Origin of the sequence: Streptomyces niveiscabiei (assembly GCF_033794345.1) — a bacterium.
In the GTDB taxonomy this organism is placed as follows: Bacteria; Actinomycetota; Actinomycetes; order Streptomycetales; family Streptomycetaceae; genus Streptomyces; species Streptomyces niveiscabiei.
The window spans coordinates 246,059-264,970 of the sequence record NZ_JARAYJ010000006.1 but is presented as its reverse complement, the minus strand read 5'-3'; the positions used below and the strand labels follow the sequence as shown (position 1 = coordinate 264,970).

Sequence of the window (18,912 nt, the reverse complement as noted above, 5' to 3'; positions counted from 1 at the left end):
CGGGCACCCGGATGGGCTAATCGGTAGAATTCGGTCATGGTGGAGCCGTCGGTCCTCCCGACCGCGCCCGACCTGGTCCTGGAGACCGAGACGGGCTCCACCGTGATGACCCCGGCCCACGCGTACCGCGTCGGCCGCGACCCCCTCAGCGACATCGTCCTCGACGACTCCCGCGTCTCCTGGCACCACGCGGTCCTGCGCCCCGAGGGCGACCACTGGCGGATCGAGGACGAGCACAGCACCAACGGCACGTACACCGACGGCCACCGCGTCCACGCCGAGGACGTCGGCCCCGGCAGCGTCCTGTGCTTCGGCAGCCCCGACGACGGCCCCCACGCCCGCCTCAAGGCCGCCCGCACCGGCGCCTTCCGCAGCCCCACCGCCGTACACCGCCTCCCGGCCACGACCGTCCGCATCGGGCGCGCCGCCGACAACGACCTCGTCCTCGACGACCTCGTGGTCTCCCGGCACCACGCCGAACTGCGCGCGCTGCCCGACGGGACGCACGAGATCGCCGACCTCGGCAGCCACAACGGCACCTATCTGAACGGCGCTCCGGTCACCCGCGCCCGGGTCGGCCCCGACGACGTCGTGGGGATCGGCCACTTCGCGTTCCGGCTCGCGGACGGCAGGCTCCAGGAGTACGCCGACACCGGCGAGGTCTCCCTCGACGTCCAGGACCTGACCGTCACCCTCGGCGACGGCCGCGTCCTGCTCGACCACGTCTCCTTCCCCGTCGGCGAGAAGTGCCTGCTCGCGGTGGTCGGGCCGAGCGGCGCGGGCAAGTCGACGCTGCTGGGCGCCCTCACCGGCCAGCGCCCCGCCGACCACGGCACGGTCGGCTACGACGGCCGCGACCTGTACCGCGACTACGCCGAACTGCGCCAGCGCATCGGCCTCGTCCCCCAGGACGACATCCTGCACGCCCAGCTGACGGTACGCGCCGCCCTCACCTACGCCGCCGAACTGCGCTTCCCGCAGGACACCGCCCGGGAGGAGCGCCGCGCCCGCGTCACCGAGGTCATCCACGAACTCGGCCTCGGCCAGCGCGCCGACCAGCCCGTGCACAGCCTCTCCGGCGGCCAGCGCAAGCGGGTCAGCGTCGCCCTGGAACTCCTCACGAAACCCTCGCTGCTCTTCCTCGACGAGCCGACCTCGGGCCTCGACCCCGGCATGGACCGCTCGGTGATGCACATGCTGCGCGGCCTCGCCGACGACGGCCGCACCGTCATCGTCGTCACCCACTCCGTCCTCAGCCTCGACGTCTGCGACCGCCTCCTGGTCCTCGCCCCCGGCGGCCGGACCGCCTACTACGGCCCGCCCGAGGACGCCCTCGCCTACTTCGGCGCCGCACAGTGGCCGGAGGTCTTCGAGTCCCTCGAACAGGACCGGGACTGGGCGGGGGAGTACCGCCTCTCACCCCTGCACCGCCGGTACGTCCGCGACGCCACCGCCCAGCCCCGGCTGCCCCGCCAGGACCGGATCGCCGTCCCGCCGCCGCCCCGACCGCGCGGCCGGAGGGCCCAACTCGCCACCCTGGTCCGGCGCTACACCGCCGCCCTCTCCTCCGACCGCACCTTCCTCGCCGTGATGATCGCCCTCCCCTTCGTCATGGGCGGCATGGCCCGCGCCCTCGCGGGCGGGCGGCTCACCGAGAAGACGGCGATGAACGCGCTGCTGATCCTGTGCGTCGGAGGCGTCCTGACCGGCGCGGCCAACGCGGTACGCGAACTCGTCAAGGAACGCGGCATCTACCGCCGCGAGCGGGCCGTCGGCCTCTCCCGGGGCGCCTACCTGATGTCCAAGGTGGTCGTCCTCGGCACGGTGACCGTCCTCCAGGCCGTCGTCCTCACCCTCGTCGGGCTGCTCGGCGTCGACCTCGGCGCGCCCGGCGGCCGAGGCGTCCTCACGCATCCCCTCGTCGAGATCACCCTCGCCGTGGCCCTGCTCTCCTTCACCGCGATGACCCTCGGCCTGCTCGTCTCCGCGCTGGTCCGCAAGGAGGAGGTGACCATGCCGCTGCTGGTGCTCCTCGCGATCGTCCAGGTCGTGTTCTGTGGCGCGCTGCTGGAGCTGGACGGCGTACCCGTCCTCGAACAGCTCGCCTGGCTGGTCCCCTCCCGCTGGGCGCTCGCCGCGATGGCCTCGACCCTCGACCTCGGCCGCGTCGTCCCCGCCGACCCGCTCTACGAGCACACCACGGGCGTCTGGCTCCTGGACATCGCGATGCTGGCCGTCCTCGCGGTGGTGTTCCTGTACGGGGTCTCCCGCCTCCTGCGCCGGCACGAACCGGCGATCATGCGGAAGTAGGCGGTGACGGTGGACGTCCCCACGGTGAACGCCTCCGGCGCCTTCCGGCCCACCCATGTCGTCCCGCCCCACGGCATGCCCGCCTGGCAGACCCCCGACCCCGCGCGCCCCACGGTCCCGCTCGACCCCCTCCTCCCCGTCCAGCTCCTCGAACTGCGCGGCGACTGGGGACACGTCCTGTGCGCCAACGGCTGGAGCGCCTGGGTGGACGGCCGCCACCTGGTCGCCGTACCCCAGGACCCGCCCGTACCGCCCGGCGCCCCGGCCCCCGCCGACGACCCCCGACCCCTGCTGGCCCGCGCGGAACGCGCCCTGGCCGAATACCGGGCGGCGCTGGGGGAGTTGGCGGCCGGTCTCGACGGGGAGGCGTTCCGGCGGCGGACGAAGGGGCTGCGGGTCGGGGTCGTCGTGGACGGCGAGTCGGTGTGGCTGTACGACCAGGAGCGGGGGAGGTGGGTGTACGCGGAGGGGACGCGGGCGAGTACGTACACGGCCGACGGGCCGCCGAACCGGACGCCGCCTTCCGGCACACCGCCGCCTCCCGGCATGCCGCCCGCCCCCTCGGATCAGGCCCCGCCCTCGCATGCCCCCACCCGAGTGGTGACCCCCGATGACCGATGACACCGGCCGCCTCGTCGCCGGCTTCCGGATCGAGCGGCAGATCGGGCGCGGCGGCATGGCCGTCGTCTACCGCGCCCGCGACCTCGCCCTCGACCGCACGGTCGCCCTCAAGCTCCTCGCCCCCGAACTCGCCCGCAACGACACCTTCCGCCGGCGCTTCGCCCACGAGTCCAGGGTCGCGGCAGGGCTCGACCACCCGCACATCGTGCCGGTCTTCGCGGCGGGCGAGTCGGACGGCGTGCTCTACATCGCGATGCGGTACGTCGAGGGCAGCGACCTGCGCCGGCTCCTCGACCGCGAGGGCCCGCTGCCGCTCGCGACGACCGCCAGGATCGCCGTACAGATCGCCTCCGCGCTGGACGCGGCCCACGCGCACGGGCTCGTGCACCGGGACGTGAAGCCCGGGAACGTCCTGATCGCGCCAGGACCGGACGACGAGCACCCCGAGCACGCCTACCTCACCGACTTCGGGCTGACGAAGAAGTCGCTGTCGCTGACGGGGTTCACGACGGTCGGGCAGTTCGTCGGGACGCTCGACTACGTGGCGCCCGAGCAGATCGCCGGGAAACCGGTGGACGGGCGGTGCGACGTGTACGGGCTCGCCTGCGTCGTCCACGAGTGCCTCACCGGCCGGCCCCCGTTCCGGCGCGACGACGACATGGCCCTGCTGTGGGCCCACCAGTACGACGAACCGCCCCCGCCGACGTCCCTGCGCCCCGACCTGCCCGCCCGCCTCGACGCGGTGTTCGCGAAGGCGCTGGCCAAGGACCCGGAGGACCGGTACGCCGGCTGCCTCGCCTTCGCCGGGGACCTGCGGGGCGGCGAGGTCAGGGGCGTGCCGCGTCCGCCCGAGTGGGCCGCCGTGATGTTCGCGGCAGACACCCCGCGATGAACCCCGCGACAAACCCCCACAGCGCCGCGAGCGCGAGCGCCGGCCACCACCGGGGGCGCAGCAGCAGCGTGCCGCCCAGACCGCCGCCGAGGTCGCCGATGCCGAGGAGGGACAGGCCGTAGTGGGCCTCGGTGCGGCACAGGAGGGAGACCGCGAGGACGGCGAGCGTCAGCCCGACGGCCAGGTGCAGCCCGTGCCGCCAGGCGGGCGTCCCCTCCGGTGAGCGCCGGACCATCACCCTGGCCGCCGCCAGCAGCAGGAGCGCCTCCACCGCGACCAGCCACCACACGCGCCCGTCCTGCGCGGCCAGCGTGCGCAGGTTCAGGTCCGAGAGGTCCGGCGTGCGCAGCACCTCGTCCAGCACCTTCGGCATCGGCAGCCCGAACGGCCCCTGCACACGCCCCTCCCAGGTCGCGCCCAGCCCGAGCGTCAGCGTCAGCCACATCAGGTTCGGCATGCCGAGCAGCACGACGGCGACCGTCTCGGGGCGGTGCCCCCGGGCGACGAGCACCCCGAGCGCGGCGAGCACCCCGAGGGCGACCCACGCGAGGAGCAGCACCAGCACCGCGTACGACACCGGCCGTACCGTCTCCCGCGCGCGCAGGAGCCTGCCGGGCAGCGGTGCGCCGCGCGAGACCAGCAGCGCGAGCAGGAGCACGCCCGCCAGCCACACCAGGCCCACCGAGAGCGTGAGCGGCAGGTCGGTGGTGAAGCCGACCTCCGGGGTGACGTCGAACAGGTCGCCGAGGTCGCCCAGCGTGCCCTGGCCGAGCGAGACGCGGAACGTGTGCCGGGCGGCGAGGGCGATGCCCAGCAGGGCCAGCAGCCAGACGGCCGCGAGCCGCGCCGCCCAGCCCGCCAGCTCCGCCGCCCCCGCGACCGCCCGGTGCCGCAGCGGGCGCAGGAAACCGGCGCCGATCACCAGCGCCCCGGCCAGCGTCACCGACAGCGGGAGCACGGTCATCCCGGCCCGGCTGCCCGCGAGGTCGCCCGCCGCGCCGGACAGCTTCACCGTGCCGCCGACCGCCGTCACCACGGACGCCGCGACGACGCTCGGGAACGCGCCGCCGGGCAGGTCCGTCGCCCCGGCCGTCAGCAGGCCCAGCGCGGCCACGAGCCCCATCGCGAGGACTCCGGCGAGCACGGCGGCGAGCGCCTGGGGCCAGCCGTGCCGGGAGGGGAGGGAGCGGGCGGGGTCGGAAGTGATCACGCTGCCCACGCTAAGCAGCCCCGCCGGGGCCCGCCTGCCGGGTGCGCCGTCGGTGTCCGCTTGCGGGGGACACCCGTTCGGAGCACACAATAGGGACGTTCCATGACAAAGCGACCCCACTTCGGGAGGGTGCGTGAGCGTCGAACCGCCGTCCTCCGGCAACCCCACCGGACCGCCCTCGGGCCCCCTCTCCGGCCCCTCCCAGCCCGCATCGGGACCGCCGGACGAGCCGCGCCACCCCTGGTGGAGATCCGCGCCCCGCATCGCCCTCGCCACCACCGCCGCCGTGGCCGTCACGGCCGTCGCGCTCCTCCTCACCCGCTCCGGCGGGGACTCCGGCGACAAGGGCGGCGCGGGCGGCGGCGAGGTCTTCCTCCAGGCCGCCGCGAAACCCGGCCCCGACCCGTTCACCGAGTCCACGGCCGCGCACAGCTCCGCCCCGCCCGCCACCCCGGCCCCCTCACCGGCCCCCTCACAGGCCCCCGGGGGCACGCTCCGCAGCGTCGACGGCGGCTCGGCAGGGCTCTACGGCGGCAGCCGCGACGTCGCCGCCTGCGACGTCGAGAAGCAGATCCGCGCCCTCAGCGCCGCCCCGGCCAAGAACCAGGCGTTCGCCACGGTCGCCGGGGTCCGGCCCGCCCAGGTCCCCTCGTACCTCCGCTCCCTCACCCCCGTCCAGCTCAGGTCCGACACCCGCGTCACCAACCACGGCTTCCGCGACGGCGCCGCGACCAGCTACCAGTCCGTCCTCCAGACCGGTACCGCAGTCCTCGTCGACGGCTACGGCGTCCCGCGTGTGCGCTGCGCCTGCGGCAACCCCCTCACCCGGGCCCAGGCCCAGTCCGGCGCGCCCCGCCCCACCGGCGACTCCTGGCCGGCGTACCGGTCCTCGAACGTCGTCGTGGTGGCGCCCTCGGTGACGGTCATCAACATCTTCGTGCTGTACGACCACCACGACCACGGGTGGATCGCGCGCCCCCGGGGCGACTCGGGGCACGGGGACCGGCCGACGACACCGCCCGCGACCCCGACCCCCACACCCACGCCCACACCGACCCCCTCGCCCTCCCCGTCGGTGACACCCAGCCCCAGTCCCAGCGAGAGCCCCAGCCCGAGCCCGAGTTCCCCCTCGCCCTCCCCGTCCTCGGAGTCCCCCAGCCCCGCGAGCCCCTCGGCCTCCCCCTCGTCCCCCTCGCCCAGCGCGGCGAGCCCCTCCACCTCCTTGTCGCCCCTGTCCGCGTCCCCGGCCGGGCCCACCGCGCTCACCGCCACCCCCAGCCCCACCGGACCCTCGTCCGGCATGCCGTCCCCCGGTCCCGGGGAGCCCCCGCCTTCCCCTGGCGTATGAGGGGACTGCCCGGCCCGGCACGGGGTACGAGCACAGATGCAGCGGCGTTTGCCCCGTTGGGCCTGACAGGGAGACGCGTGAGGACGAGAACGACCGAGCATCTGGACGGGGCAGTGATACCTACTGGTTTCGACGTACCGGTGGAACCGCTTCGGCGGGCGGCGCACTACACGGGGGACCCCGGCTGCATCGGCGAGGCCCGCGCCTTCGCGGCGCGCTTCGTGGACCAGCTGAGAACCGAGTGGTGCGCAGCCATCGACGAGGGCGCGGTGAACGAGGTGATGCTCGTGGTCAGCGAGCTGGTCACCAACGCCGACCGGCACAGCAACGGCCCCTACATCCTGGAGCTGGAGGGCACCGAGGAGTCCGTCGCGGTCTGCGTGTACGACAGCAGCGACGCGCTCCCGCTGCGCTTCCCCCGCGACCCCGAGCGCGTCGGCCGCCACGGCCTGGAGATCGTCCACGCCCTGGCCAGGGAGGTCAGCGCCGAACGCGTCCCCGTCGGGAAACGCGTCCGGGCCGTCATCCCGTTCGGCTAGAGGCTGGCGGCCGGCGGCTGGACGCTAGGCCAGCATGCCCTCCCGCAGCCGCGTGATGATCCGCTTGATCAGCCGGGAGACGTGCATCTGCGAGCACCCCAGCTCGGCGCCGATCTCCGCCTGCGTCGCCTCCCGCACGAACCGCAGATGCAGGATCCGCCGGTCGCGCTCGCTCAGTTCGGCCATGAGCGGCGCCAGCGTGTGGAAGTCCTCCACGAGCCGCAGCGCGTGCTCCTCGACACCGATGAAGTCGGCCAGGACCGCCTCCCCGTGCTCGGAGCCGTCCCCGGTGAGCGCCGCGTCCAGCGAGGACGACGTGTAGCCGTTGGCGGCGATCTGCGCCTCGACCACCTCGTCCTCGCCGATGTTCATCAGCGTCGCCAGCTCCGCCACCGTCGGCTCCCGGTCCAGGCGCCCGGCCAGCTCGTCGCGCGCCTTGGCCAGCTCGACGCGCAACTCCTGGAGCCTGCGCGGCACATGGACCGCCCAGGTGGTGTCCCGGAAGAACCGCTTGATCTCGCCGACGATGTACGGCAGCGCGAACGACGTGAACTCCACCTCGCGTTCGGGCTCGAACCGGTCGATCGCCTTGATCAGCCCGATCATCCCGGTCTGGACGATGTCCTCCATGTCGTCGCCGCGTCCCCGGAAGCGGCCGGCCGCGAACCGGACCAGCGACATGTTCATCTCGATCAGCGTGTTGCGGGCGTACTGGTAGGCGTGGGTGCCCTCCTCCAGCTCGTTCAGTCGGCGCAGGAACTGCCGGGACAGTTCACGCGCGTCGCGCGGTGCCACGCCGCGGGGGTCCTCGATCCCCGGGAGCCCGGCGGTCGCGGTCGTGCCGGACGCCTGCTGGACGGCCGGTTCTGCTTGCGAGCCGATCACGGCGGTACGCATGCCCTCTCCCTCGCGCTTCACGTGGTGCCGGTCCCCGGGGCGGGCGAAAGCCACGAGGCACTCTCGGGGCGCCTACCCGCAGCCGCGCGGCACATGCGCCCCCGCTCACCCCAACGTGCGCCGAGCGGTGACGAGTTCGTGGAGATAGCGTTTGGTGACCGTGCCCCCGTACCGCGTGTCGATCAGCTCGCGCAGCGCCGCGAACAGCCCGTCGCGTGACGGTTCGTCGAGCGCGAGGTGCCCGGAGTAGGTCAGCAGCACCTCCAGATAGCCGTCGGCGGTGTACGTCACGTCCTGGGTGAACCGGCGTACGGTCACCTCCTCGTAGCCCGGTTCGCGCTCGAACTCCGTGATGTCCGCGCCGACTTCGGCGGCGTCCTTGAGGAGGAGGCCCGGCGGGGTCGAGGGGTCCCAGCGCTCGTAGTGGGGCTGCGAGTCGTGGAAGAACTCGGTGGTGCCGCCCGCGACATGGTCGGTCACCACCACGGCGAGCAGTCCGCCCGGTTTCAGCGCCGCCGCCGTCCGGGCGACCCGCGTCGCCGGGTCGAGCCAGTGGAACGCGGTCGCGCACGTCACCAGATCGAAGGACGCTGCGGGCGGCTCCCAGGTGTCGAAGTCGGCGACCACCACCTCGGCCCGCGGCCGGTCCGCGAGGTTGCGGCGGGCCACGGCGGCGAGGGAGGCGCCGAGTTCCACGGCGGTCAGCCGGCAGCCGGTCGCGGCGAGCGGAACCGTCAACTGGCCCGTCCCCGGCCCGATTTCGAGGACCCGCCGGTTTGGGCCGAGACCGGCCCGCGTGACGATCGTGTCGACCAGCGCCGAGGGGTAACGGGGACGCACCCGGTCGTAGCGCTCCGCCACGGTGTCGAAGGTCTCGCGCAGCATGGATCTGCCTTTCGGGGTTCGGGCCTGTGGGAAGGACCCCGCAGTCTGCCGCCGCGCCCCGCGCTCCCGCCTCCGGTTTTCCGCCGTCGGCGGAACGCCGGGCCCCGCGACCGCCCTCCTCCTAGGCTGGGAAGGTGAGCAACCACGACGAGGCCCGAGTGATCCCCCTGGCCCCGGCCCGCGAGCCCCTCTGGCGGGACCTGGTCGGAGACGTCCTGCGGCGCGAGCGCCAGGCGCAGGAGCGCACCCTCAAGGACGTCGCCGACGCGGCCCGGATCTCCATGCCGTACCTCTCCGAGGTCGAGCGGGGCCGCAAGGAAGCCTCCTCCGAGGTCCTCGCCGCCGCCGCGCACGCGCTGGGCCTGTCCCTCGGCGACCTGCTCTCCCTGACCCAGGACGAGCTGGTCAGGGTCACCGCGCGCCGCACCCCCGTGCACCGCCGCGCGGCGACCGTGCCGTCCGCGTCCTACAACGGCCTCTGCCTGGCCGCGTGATTCTTCAGAACGGGCTCATCGGCGGCTGAGGACCTCGTCCGCCAGCCCGTACGCCACCGCCTCCTGGGCCGTGAACACCTTGTCGCGGTCCATGTCGGCGTGCAGCGTCGCCGTGTCGTGGCCGGTGTGCCGGGCGAGGACCTCCTCGACCTGGGAGCGGATGCGGACCATCTCCTTCGCCTGGAGCGCGAGGTCCGACACCATCCCGCGCTGCCCCCCGCTCGCGGGCTGGCCCAGCAGGACCCGCGCGTGCTCCAGCACGAACCGGCGCCCCGGATCCCCGCCGGCCAGCAGCACGGCCGCCGTCGACGCGGCCTGGCCGACGCAGAACGTGGAGACGGGGGCCTTGACGTACGACATCGTGTCGTAGATCGCCATCAGCGACGTGAACGAACCCCCGGGCGAGTTGATGTACAGCGCGATCTCGTTCTCCGGGGACGCCGACTCCAGGTGCAGGAGCTGCGCGATCACCACGTTGGCGACACCGTCGTCGATCTCCGTGCTGAGGAAGATGATCCGCTCCGACAGCAGCCGGCTGTAGATGTCGTACGACCGCTCGCCCTGCGGGGTGCGCTCGACGACGTACGGAATCGTGTAGCTGCCCATGGTCACAGTCCCATCCGTCGTGCCGGGGCCGCCGGGCGCAGGTCCGCCAGCGAGCTGACGATCCGGTCGACCATGCCGTACTCCCTGGCCTCCTCGGCCGTGAACCAGCGGTCGCGGTCGCCGTCGCGGGAGACCGTCTCCTGGGGCTGGCCGGTGCGCTCGGCCGTGAGGCGTTCGATCGTGCGCTTGGTGTACTCCAGGTTCTCCGCCTGGATCTCGATGTCGGCGGTCGTGCCGCCGATCCCGGCGGACGGCTGGTGCATCATCACGCGGGCGTGCGGCAGCGCGTACCGCTTCCCGGGCGCCCCCACGGTCAGCAGGAACTGGCCCATGCTGGCCGCGAACCCCATGGCGAGCGTCGCCACGTCGTTCGGGACGAGCTGCATCGTGTCGTGGATCGCGAGACCCGAATGGACCTCGCCGCCGGGGCTGTTGATGCACAGCACGATGTCCGTGCGCGGGTCCTCGGCGGCGAGGACGAGGAGCTGCGTGCACACGCGCTGCGCGGACACCTCGTCGACCTGTGTTCCGAGGAACACCATGCGCTGCGCGAGGAGCTGATTGGCGAGGTGGTCGTCGAAACGGGTGGGCTGGGTGTCGCCGTCGGCGAGCCTGATGGGTGGAGTCATGGCCTCTCCCTCGCTGAGGTGGGTTCCGGTTCCGGTGACTCCACTCTTGACCGGGAACAGGCCTGCTCAGCCGTTTCTCTGCCCTGGGCAGAGCGGCTCTGCCGAGAGCAGAGTCAGCCCTCCCGCAGCTCTCGGAAGAACGCCCGCACATCCCCGACCAGCAGATCCGGCTCCTCCATCGCCGCGAAGTGCCCGCCCCGGTCGAACTCCGTCCACCGCACGACCGTGTCCGTGCGCGCGGCCCGGTGCCGCAGCGGGATCTGCGGGTCCCCCGGGAAGACCGCGAGCCCGGTGGGCACGGTCGAGAACGCGGTGGGCCGGGCGACACGGCCCGTCGTGGTGTGGGCCCGCTCGTAGTACACGCGGGACGCGGAGTTCGCCGTGCCGGTCAGCCAGTAGACCATCACGTTCGTCAGCATGTGGTCCCGCGAGACCGCCTCCTCGGGCGGCTCCCGCGCGTCCGTCCACTCCCGGAACTTCTCGACGATCCACGCGAGCTGGCCGACCGGCGAGTCCGTGAGCGCGTACGACAGGGTCTGCGGGCGGGTCGCCTGGAGCGCGGCGTACGCGGACGCGTCGGCCAGCCACGCCGACCACCCCCGCCAGGAGGTGAGCGTCCGCTCCCGCTCGGCCGGGCTCAGCGCGGCCAGCTCCTCCTTCGTCGGTTCCGTCGCCGCCTGCGCTCCCGGCAGCAGGTTCAGGTGGACGCCGACGAGCCGCTCGGGGTGCGCGCGCCCCAGCTCCCGGGAGATCGCCGCCCCCCAGTCACCGCCCTGCGCCCCGAACCGCTCGTACCCGAGGCGCGTCATCAGCTCGGCCCACGCGTCCGCGATCCGCCCCGCCTCCCAGCCGCTCTCGGTGGTCGGCCCGGAGAACCCGAACCCCGGGATGCTCGGGACGACGACATGGAAGGCGTCGGCCGCGTCACCGCCGTACGCCACCGGGTCGGTGAGCGGGCCGACGACGTCCAGGAACTCCACGAACGAGCCGGGCCAGCCGTGCGTGAGGATCAGCGGGGTCGCGCCGGGCTCGGGGGAGCGGACGTGCGCGAAGTGGACGCGCGTCCCGTCGATCACGGTCGTGAACTGCGGCCACTCGTTGAGCCGCGCCTCGGCCGCCCGCCAGTCGTACACGTGCCGCCAGTGGTGGACCAGCTCCCGCAGGTAGTCCACCGGAACGCCGTACGACCAGGCCGAGCCCGGGATCTGGTCGGGCCAGCGGACGCGGTCGAGGCGGGCGTGGAGGTCGTCCAGATCGGCCTGCGGGACAGCGATGCGGAACGGGTGGATGGTCATGACCGGGATGCTAGTTCGGGGTGCCCGGGGGAATCCGGCGAATATTTTTCGCCGGGGAGCGATGAGTTCGCGGCGGCGGTCCGGTCGAAACCCATGACCGTGTCGTCCACGACTTTGGGGAGCACCCATGACCACCGACGGATTCACCACCTGCCTCTGGTTCGACGACCAGGCGGAGGAAGCGGCGCACTACTACGTCTCGGTCTTCAAGAACTCCAGCATCGGCAAGGTCTCCCGCTACCCCGAGGGCGCCCCGCAGCCCGCCGGCAGCGTGCTGACCGCGGAGTTCACCGCGAACGGGCAGAGGTTCGTGGCCCTCAACGGCGGACCCCAGTTCACGTTCAACGAGTCGATCTCCTTCCAGATCCTGTGCGAGGACCAGGAGGAGGTCGACCACTACTGGAACAAGCTGACCGAGGGCGGCGGCGAGCCCGGCCCCTGCGGGTGGCTGAAGGACAGGTTCGGGGTGTCCTGGCAGGTCGTCCCCACCCGCTTCATGGAGATCTTCCAGGGCTCCGACGAGGGCCGCGCCGCCCGCGCCATGGCGGCCATGATGAAGATGGGCAAGCTCGACATCGCCGCCCTGGAGAAGGCGGCCGACGGGGAGTGACCCGGCGCACGGCACGGCGAAGCCCCGGCCCGGACCGTACGGCCCGGCCGGGGCCCCGCGCGGTACGTCAGACGCGGTCGGCGACGATCATCAGGTACTGGAAGCTGCCGTTGCGGTACGCCGTCAGGAACGTTTCCTCGATTCCGGTGACCAGGTGGTCGGCCTGCGCGCGCAGCTCCCAGTAGGGGAGCGCCGCCTCCGTCAGGTCCTCGACATGGACCGGCACGAGCCGGTTCTTCGCCATCGCCCGGAAGTACTCCGAGCGGGGGTGGATGTCGCAGATGTAGTGCGCGTTGATCAGCGACACCTCGCGCGACGCCTGCCCGTACGTGTCGTTGTAGCAGCCGGTGATCGTGACGTACCGGCCGCCCCGGCGCAGCAGCCGCGCGTGCTCGGCGAACAGCAGCTCCAGCTCGACGTACATCGTCGACTCGTTGTTCCAGGACGCCGCGTACGCGCCCGTCTCGAAGCCGGTGTCCAGCATGTTGCGGGTGTGGTAGACGACCTTGTCGTCGATGCCGCGCTTGCGGGCCTGCGCGTTGGCGAACTCGGCCTGCTTCGCGGAGAGCGTGACGCCGTCCGCGCCGCAGCCGTACCTCAAGTGCGCGGTGACGCTGCCGCCGCCGCGCCCGCAGCCCGCGTCGAAGACCCGGTCCTCGGCCGTCAGCGGCCCCAGCTTGGAGGCCAGCAGCTCGGCCTGCGCGTGTTCCAGGCGGTGCAGCTCGGCGGTGAGGCGTTCGCGGCGCTGGACGGGATCGGGGTCGTCGAGGACGCTCCAGTCGGCGTCGCCGATGCCGTAGTGGTGGTGGTACAGGTCGTCGATCCGGCCCAGGTCGAGGTTGACCGGGTTCTCCTCGGCGTTCCAGTAGTCCGCGATCCGGCTCTGGTAGACGGACTGGGCGGGCACCGAGGCGAGACGGGGTCCGGCGTCGTGGGCAGTGGTCAACGGTTGCTCCTATGTCGTGCGGTGAACAGATCGTGCTGCGCCGGCCGGCCCGAGCCGACCGGGTCTCACCAGTAGTCGGGCAGGTGGTAGCGGTGGGTGTTGGTGGCGTGCCACTCGTGGTTGCCCGCCACCCAGTCGTCCAGGCTGCGCGCATAGCGCTCCGCGAGCGGCGACAGGGCACCCAGCAGGGCCGACTCCGCCTCGAACTCCTCCATGATCCTGTTGTGGATCTCGACCGCCTTGAGATAGGCGGCCTTCAGGCCCCGCTTGTCGTTCGCGGCGATGACCTGCGGGAGGTTGAGGTGCTCGGGGTCGGTGGCCAGCTCCTTGGTGAAGGAGTACAGGTCGTTGACGAGGGTCGTCGCGTTCGACGCGAGCGCGGTGATCCGCTGGATCTCGGGCCGCGCGTAGATCTGCTCCGGCAGCTCGTACCCGTCGACCGCGTCCACGATCGACAGGCAGGGCCGGAAGTTGTTGAACTGGCGCATCACCAGGTACTCCCAGACCTTCGGCATGTACCCGGTCTGCGCCCACGCGGCCTCGCCGAGGTAGCCGAGGTGCAGGCGTGCCATGTCGTGCACGAACCGGTCCGCCTGGCTCGGCGTGGAGAGCGCCGCGTAGTCCTTCATGGCCCAGAAGTAGGAGCGCAGCGGGCTGTCCGCCTGCATCCCCGTATGCCACTCCTCGGTGAGGTCCGCCGGTCCGTGGAAGGGGTCCAGGGCCGACTGCGCGATGACGAGCCGCCCGCCGAGCCCGGCCGCCGAGCCGCCCCGGCCCTCGGCCTCCTCGCAGTAGCAGTCGTCGACGATGTTCTCGGCGAGCAGCAGCTTCCCGGCCGCCACCAGCCGCTCCATGTCGAGGGCGTTCGGGTGCTGGAGGACGACGGCCCGCCCGAACTGGAAGCCGGAGAAGTCGCCGTGCCACTCCGGCGGGAACAACTCCAGCTCGTTCGCCCACTCCTCCAGCCGGCGGTCCACCTCCGCCGCCTTCACCGGGTCGGCGGGCTCGACCTGGCGGTACGTGAGACCGGGCACGACACCGGTCCGTTTCGCGTTCAGGGGCCGGAAGGGGGCGGGGGGCCCCGGGATCGCGTAGGTCATTCCGACGTCCGTCCGATCTGTACGTTCTCCAGGATCCCGACCGCGTCCGGCGTGAGCACCGCCATCGAGTAGTACGCGGTGACGAGGTAGCGGATGATCGCCTGCTCGTCGATGCCCATGAACCGCACGTTCAGGCCCGGCTGGTACTCCTCCGGGATGCCGGTCTGGTAGAGGCCGACGACGCCCTGGTCGGCCTCGCCGGTGCGCAGCGCGATGATGCTGGTCGTCAGGTCCGCGCCGACCGGGATCTTCCCGCACGGGAAGATCGGCACCCCCCGCCACGCGGGCACGTGATGCCCGTTCACCTCGGCCGGGGCCGGCATCAGACCGCGCCGGTTCAGCTGCCGGAAGAACGCTGCGATCGCCTTGGGATGCGCCAGGAACAGCGTCGTCTTGCGTCTCATCGACAGCAGTTCGTCCAGGTCGTCCGGCGTGGGCGGCCCGCTGGAGGTGGGGATGCGCTGGTCGTAGTCCGTGTTGTGCAGGAGCCCGAACTCCCGGTTGTTGACCAGCTCCCACTCCTGGCGCTCCCGGATCTCCTCCACTGTCAGCCGCAGCTGCTGCTGGGTCTGGTCCATGGGCTCGTTGTAGAGGTCGGCGACCCGGGTGTGGACCTTCAGGATCGTCTGCGTCAGCGACAACTCGTACTCGCGGGGCGCCAGTTCGTAGTCCACGAACCCGGCGCCGATCGTCGGCTCCCCGGTGTGCCCCGCCTGGAGCGGGATCTCCGCCTCGCCCGTGCGGTTCACCGGCAGCCGCCCTCTCGCCGCGTACGCCTCGAAGTGCGCCGCCAGCGACGGCACCCGCGCGGTCAGCTCCCGTACGGCGTCCCACGGAACCGTCAGCACCACGCCGGCCGTGTCCGCGCGCACCGACGTGCTCCACAGCGGGTCCGGCGTCGCGAAGTCGCCCAGCTGGTCGCCCCCGGAGACGACGCCGACGACCTCCTCCTCGCCGTACGCCCCCGCCGTGAACCGGGTGAACCGGCCGTGCGCCACCACGTACGCCTCGGCGACCGGCTGCCCCGCCTCGCACAGCACCTCGCCCGCGCGCACCTCGCGCGCGGTGAACCGGCCTGCCAGCTCCCGCAGCACCTCGACGTCGCCGTAGCCGCGCAGCGGGGGGAGTTCGGTGAGGGTCTCGGGGATGATCCGGACGTCGTCCGCGCCGTTGTGCTCGAACCGGACCCTGCCCCGCCCCACCGTCAGCTGGAGCCGCCGGTTGACGCGGTAGGTGCCGCCCCGCACGTCGATCCAGGGCAGTGAGCGGATCAGCCAGCGCGAGCTGATGCCCCGCATCTGCGGTTCGGACTTGGTGACCGTGGCGAGCTGGCGCGCGGCGCGGGTGCCGAGGCTGGTGAGCGGGGCGGTGGTGACACCGTCCGGTGTGGACACATTCACTCCCGTCGATCTGGACAGAGCAGGCTCCCGCCGTCGCCGGCCGGATGCGTACCAGCAGCCAACCCGGTCGTGTCAGGACCGCGCACCGGCGTTCGGGGGTGGCGCCTTCGCATGGCGGTCGCACGGGCGGATCAGCGGAGGCAGAAAGCGTGATCCCCCGCGCACCCGCGTCACCCTCAAGGGGAATATGTGGAACGTCCGGTTCTGTGTTAGAGGTCTTGTCGACAGCGTTCGCCGCGCGGTCCGGCGGGCGCGTGGCTAGCGTGGGGAGCAGACCTGCCGGCCGATCGGAAGGGGCGCGGTCATGGCCGTACAGCCCGAGGGAACGCCCTGCTGGGCGGACGCGATGTTCTGGGACAACGAGGCCGCGAAGCTCTTCTACGGCGACGTCCTCGGCTGGACCTTCGGCGAGGCGGCGTCGGAGTTCGGCAACTACACGCAGGCGTACGTGGACGGCAAGGCGGTCGCCGCCGTCGTACCGCCCATGCCCGGGCAGGAGGGCGCCTCCCAGTGGTGCCTGTACCTCGCCTCGGCGGACGTCGCCGCGACCGCCGCGAAGATCCGCGAGCACGGCGGGGAGGTGCTGATGGAGCCCATGCGGGTGGGCGACTTCGGCAGCATGTGCCTGGCGCGCGACCCGGGCGGCGCCGTCTTCGGGGTCTGGCAGGCCGGGACCCACGAGGGGTTCGAGGCGGTCGCCGTGCCCGGCGCCTACTGCTGGGCCGAGGTCTTCACGCGCGAGCCCGAGAAGGCGGACGCGTTCTTCCCGGCCGTCTTCGGCTACCGGGTCAAGGAGGTGGCCGACGACGCCGTCGACTTCCGTATCTACCAGCTCGGCGACGACATGGTCATGGGCCGCATGAGGATGGGCGAGGAGTTCCCGCCGCAGATCCCGTCGTACGTCAACGTCTACTTCACCGTCGACGACTGCGACGCCGCCGTGAAACGCGCCGTCGACGCCGGCGGCATCCTCCGGTTCGGGCCGATGACCATGGCTTTCGGGCGGTTCGCGGCACTCAGCGACCCCCAGGGCGCGAGCTTCTCCGTGATCGACGTGACGACGACGGAGGGGGAGCGGCCGGCGCTCACCGACGTGGCATGATCGAGTCCATGCGTGAACGACTGGTGGCCGCGTGCGACGGTGCTTCGAAGGGCAATCCTGGACCTGCGGCCTGGGCGTGGGTGGTCTCCGACGACGCCGCGACCCCGGCCCGCTGGGAGGCGGGGCCGCTCGGCAGGGCCACCAACAACGTCGCCGAACTCACCGCGCTGGAACGGCTGCTGACCGCCACCGACCCCGCCGTGCCGCTTGAGGTGCGGATGGACTCGCAGTACGCGATGAAGGCGGTCACCACCTGGCTGCCCGGCTGGAAGCGCAACGGCTGGAAGACGTCAGGCGGCAAGCCCGTCGCCAACCAGGAGCTCGTCGTCCGCATCGACGAGCTGCTCGGGGGGCGCACCGTCGAGTTCCGGTACGTCGCCGCGCACCAGGTCGACGGGGACCCGCTGAACGACTTCGCGGACCGCGCCGCGAGCCAGGCGGCGGTCGTGCAGGAGGCCGCGGGCAGCGAGTTCGGCTCGCCGGAGCCGCCGCCGTCCTCGATGACGCCGTCGTCCGGTGGCGGCGGGGCGCGGCGCGGCGGGAAGCCGGCCGCGCGCAAGCCGGCGGGTTCCTCCTCCCGCACCATCAAGGCCAAGTTCCCCGGCCGCTGCCTGTGCGGACGCTCCTACGCCGCGGGCGAGGACATCGCGAAGAACGCCCAGGGGTGGGGGCACCCGGAGTGCCGCGCGGAGGCTACCGGCTGACCGCACCCCGTGTCGCACGTGCGCTGAACGACGCCCACCGGCTGCTACCCTGCGTCGTCACTTGCCCACGTTCGGTCAATTTCAGAGGTGTGCGTGAAGGTCGCCTGCGTCGGTGGCGGGCCCGCCGGCCTGTATCTCTCGATCCTGCTCAAGCGACGGAACCCGTCGTACGACATCACCGTCCACGAACGCAACGCGGAGGGCTCGACCTACGGCTGGGGCGTCACGTACTGGCGTGAACTCCTCGAAAAACTCCACCGGTACGACCCCGAGTCCGCCCGCGAGATCGACGCCGCGTCCGTCCGCTGGACCGAGGGCGTCGCCCACATCCGCGGCACCGCGACCCGCCAGCCCGGCGACGAGGGGCACGGCATCGGGCGGCACCGCATGCTGGAGATCCTCGCCGCCCGCGCCCGCGAACTCGGGGTCCGCCTGGAGTTCGAGTCCGAGGTCGACGCCCCGCCCGACGCCGATCTCGTCGTCGCGGCAGACGGCGTCCACAGCGCTCTGCGCACCCGGCACGCCTCCGACTTCGGCGCCGAACTCGTCGACGGCCGCAACGCCTACGTCTGGCTCGGCACCACCCGGGTCTTCCCCACCTTCACCTTCGCGTTCGTCGAGACCGAACACGGCTGGGTGTGGTGCTACGGCTATCCCTACGACGACGGCCACAGCACCTGCGTCATCGAGTGCGCCCCCGAGACGGTCGCCGGCCTCGGCCTCGACGGCGACGACTGCCTTCCCGTGCTGGAGAAGCTGTTCGCGCACATCCTCGACGGGCACGGGCTGATCGGCCGCGAGCCCGGCCCCTGGCCCGCTTTCCGCACGCTCACCAACCGGACCTGGCATCACGGCAACGTCGTCCTGCTCGGCGACGCCGCGCACACCACGCACTACTCCATCGGCGCGGGGACGACCCTCGCGCTGGAGGACGCGATGGCGCTCGCCGACGCCCTCGGCTCCGCGGACGACCTGCCCTCCGCGCTCGCCGCGTACGAGGGGGAGCGCAAGGCGGCGCTCCTGTCGACGCAGAGCGCCGCCCGGTACAGCGCCCAGTGGTACGAGAACCTCGCGCGGTACATCGATCTGCCGCCGGAGCAGATGTTCGCGCTGCTGGGGCAGCGGCACTCACCGCTGCTGCCGTATGTGCCGCCGCAGCTGTACTACCGGCTGGACCGGGCGGCGGGGTCGCTGGAGGCGCTGCGCCGGTTCAAGCGGTGGCTGGGGCCGGTGGTGGCGCGGAGCGTGCACGCGCGGGTGCTGACGTCCCGAAAGTGAACCGCTTGCGGTGAATGGCGATTCACCCCTACGGTGAATCGCCATT

19 protein-coding genes are annotated in these 18,912 nt (G+C 72.5%); 10 read left to right on the top strand and 9 right to left on the bottom strand.

Annotated elements, in window-relative coordinates:
* Positions 1 to 36 precede the first annotated feature (36 nt).
* The 3 genes from PV682_RS11045 (at position 37) to PV682_RS11035 (ending at position 3,823) form a co-directional block, all read left to right on the top strand.
* Entirely contained in the window at positions 37 to 2,310 is a 2,274-nt protein-coding gene (locus PV682_RS11045) for an ABC transporter ATP-binding protein/permease (protein WP_319726729.1), read from the top strand.
* A gap of 75 nt (positions 2,311 to 2,385) precedes the next feature.
* Complete coding sequence (locus PV682_RS11040; RefSeq protein WP_319726976.1) at positions 2,386 to 2,931, top strand: hypothetical protein; 546 nt, start codon at positions 2,386 to 2,388, stop codon at positions 2,929 to 2,931.
* The gene (locus tag PV682_RS11035; RefSeq protein ID WP_319726726.1) at positions 2,921 to 3,823 is read left to right on the top strand and encodes a serine/threonine-protein kinase; all 903 of its coding nucleotides are present in this window, start codon (positions 2,921 to 2,923) and stop codon (positions 3,821 to 3,823) included. The genes PV682_RS11040 and PV682_RS11035 overlap by 11 nt, the downstream gene beginning before the upstream one ends.
* Here the strand turns inward: PV682_RS11035 and PV682_RS11030 are convergent.
* On the bottom strand, positions 3,759 to 5,033 hold the full coding sequence (locus tag PV682_RS11030) for a streptophobe family protein (RefSeq protein ID WP_319726724.1): 1,275 nt from the start codon (positions 5,031 to 5,033) through the stop codon (positions 3,759 to 3,761). The genes PV682_RS11035 and PV682_RS11030 overlap by 65 nt on opposite strands.
* Positions 5,034 to 5,166: 133 nt before the next feature.
* On the opposite strand from PV682_RS11030, the gene PV682_RS11025 reads away from it, so the two are divergent.
* Together PV682_RS11025 and PV682_RS11020 are read left to right on the top strand one after the other, a co-directional pair.
* Positions 5,167 to 6,381 (top strand): DUF6777 domain-containing protein, encoded by a 1,215-nt coding sequence (locus PV682_RS11025; protein ID WP_319726722.1) that lies wholly within the window; start codon positions 5,167 to 5,169, stop codon positions 6,379 to 6,381.
* A gap of 140 nt (positions 6,382 to 6,521) precedes the next feature.
* On the top strand, positions 6,522 to 6,920 hold the full coding sequence (locus PV682_RS11020) for an ATP-binding protein (protein WP_319726720.1): 399 nt from the start codon (positions 6,522 to 6,524) through the stop codon (positions 6,918 to 6,920).
* A 24-nt stretch (positions 6,921 to 6,944) separates the two neighbouring features.
* Here the strand turns inward: PV682_RS11020 and PV682_RS11015 are convergent, their stop codons facing one another.
* Positions 6,945 to 7,817 (bottom strand): RNA polymerase sigma factor SigF, encoded by an 873-nt coding sequence (locus tag PV682_RS11015; protein ID WP_319726717.1) that lies wholly within the window; start codon positions 7,815 to 7,817, stop codon positions 6,945 to 6,947.
* A gap of 105 nt (positions 7,818 to 7,922) precedes the next feature.
* Complete coding sequence (locus PV682_RS11010) at positions 7,923 to 8,702, bottom strand: class I SAM-dependent methyltransferase (RefSeq protein WP_319726714.1); 780 nt, start codon at positions 8,700 to 8,702, stop codon at positions 7,923 to 7,925.
* Positions 8,703 to 8,836: 134 nt separating this feature from the next.
* On the opposite strand from PV682_RS11010, the gene PV682_RS11005 reads away from it, so the two are divergent.
* On the top strand, positions 8,837 to 9,196 hold the full coding sequence (locus PV682_RS11005; protein ID WP_319726712.1) for a helix-turn-helix domain-containing protein: 360 nt from the start codon (positions 8,837 to 8,839) through the stop codon (positions 9,194 to 9,196).
* A gap of 15 nt (positions 9,197 to 9,211) precedes the next feature.
* Here PV682_RS11005 and PV682_RS11000 read toward each other — a convergent pair whose 3' ends face one another.
* From PV682_RS11000 to PV682_RS10990, 3 genes are all read right to left on the bottom strand, one after another.
* Complete coding sequence (locus tag PV682_RS11000) at positions 9,212 to 9,802, bottom strand: ClpP family protease (RefSeq protein ID WP_319726710.1); 591 nt, start codon at positions 9,800 to 9,802, stop codon at positions 9,212 to 9,214.
* Between the two features lie 2 nt (positions 9,803 to 9,804).
* Positions 9,805 to 10,431, bottom strand: a complete 627-nt coding sequence (locus PV682_RS10995) for an ATP-dependent Clp protease proteolytic subunit (protein WP_055720844.1) — start codon at positions 10,429 to 10,431, stop codon at positions 9,805 to 9,807.
* A 113-nt stretch (positions 10,432 to 10,544) separates the two neighbouring features.
* Entirely contained in the window at positions 10,545 to 11,726 is a 1,182-nt protein-coding gene (locus tag PV682_RS10990; RefSeq protein ID WP_319726704.1) for an epoxide hydrolase family protein, read from the bottom strand.
* A gap of 127 nt (positions 11,727 to 11,853) precedes the next feature.
* Between PV682_RS10990 and PV682_RS10985 the strand changes: the two genes are divergently transcribed.
* Entirely contained in the window at positions 11,854 to 12,336 is a 483-nt protein-coding gene (locus tag PV682_RS10985) for a VOC family protein (protein ID WP_319726702.1), read from the top strand.
* Positions 12,337 to 12,403: 67 nt separating this feature from the next.
* Here the strand turns inward: PV682_RS10985 and PV682_RS10980 are convergent, their stop codons facing one another.
* The 3 genes from PV682_RS10980 to PV682_RS10970 all read right to left on the bottom strand — a co-directional run bounded on the left by PV682_RS10980 (position 12,404) and on the right by PV682_RS10970 (position 15,776).
* A complete protein-coding gene (locus PV682_RS10980) occupies positions 12,404 to 13,282 on the bottom strand; it encodes a geranyl diphosphate 2-C-methyltransferase (RefSeq protein WP_319726700.1) in 879 nt (292 codons plus the stop codon).
* A 65-nt stretch (positions 13,283 to 13,347) separates the two neighbouring features.
* Positions 13,348 to 14,382 carry a family 2 encapsulin nanocompartment cargo protein terpene cyclase gene (locus tag PV682_RS10975; RefSeq protein ID WP_319726698.1) on the bottom strand — a complete coding sequence of 345 codons (1,035 nt, stop codon included), beginning with the start codon at positions 14,380 to 14,382 and terminating at the stop codon, positions 13,348 to 13,350.
* The gene (locus PV682_RS10970) at positions 14,379 to 15,776 is read right to left on the bottom strand and encodes a family 2B encapsulin nanocompartment shell protein (protein ID WP_319726696.1); all 1,398 of its coding nucleotides are present in this window, start codon (positions 15,774 to 15,776) and stop codon (positions 14,379 to 14,381) included. The genes PV682_RS10975 and PV682_RS10970 overlap by 4 nt, the downstream gene beginning before the upstream one ends.
* A 310-nt stretch (positions 15,777 to 16,086) precedes the next feature.
* On the opposite strand from PV682_RS10970, the gene PV682_RS10965 reads away from it, so the two are divergent.
* The 3 genes from PV682_RS10965 to PV682_RS10955 all read left to right on the top strand — a co-directional run bounded on the left by PV682_RS10965 (position 16,087) and on the right by PV682_RS10955 (position 18,866).
* Positions 16,087 to 16,884, top strand: a complete 798-nt coding sequence (locus tag PV682_RS10965; RefSeq protein ID WP_319726695.1) for a VOC family protein — start codon at positions 16,087 to 16,089, stop codon at positions 16,882 to 16,884.
* Entirely contained in the window at positions 16,881 to 17,588 is a 708-nt protein-coding gene (locus tag PV682_RS10960) for a ribonuclease H family protein (RefSeq protein WP_319726692.1), read from the top strand. The genes PV682_RS10965 and PV682_RS10960 overlap by 4 nt, the downstream gene beginning before the upstream one ends.
* A gap of 93 nt (positions 17,589 to 17,681) precedes the next feature.
* Complete coding sequence (locus tag PV682_RS10955) at positions 17,682 to 18,866, top strand: FAD-dependent monooxygenase (protein WP_407705645.1); 1,185 nt, start codon at positions 17,682 to 17,684, stop codon at positions 18,864 to 18,866.
* Positions 18,867 to 18,912 lie beyond the last annotated feature (46 nt).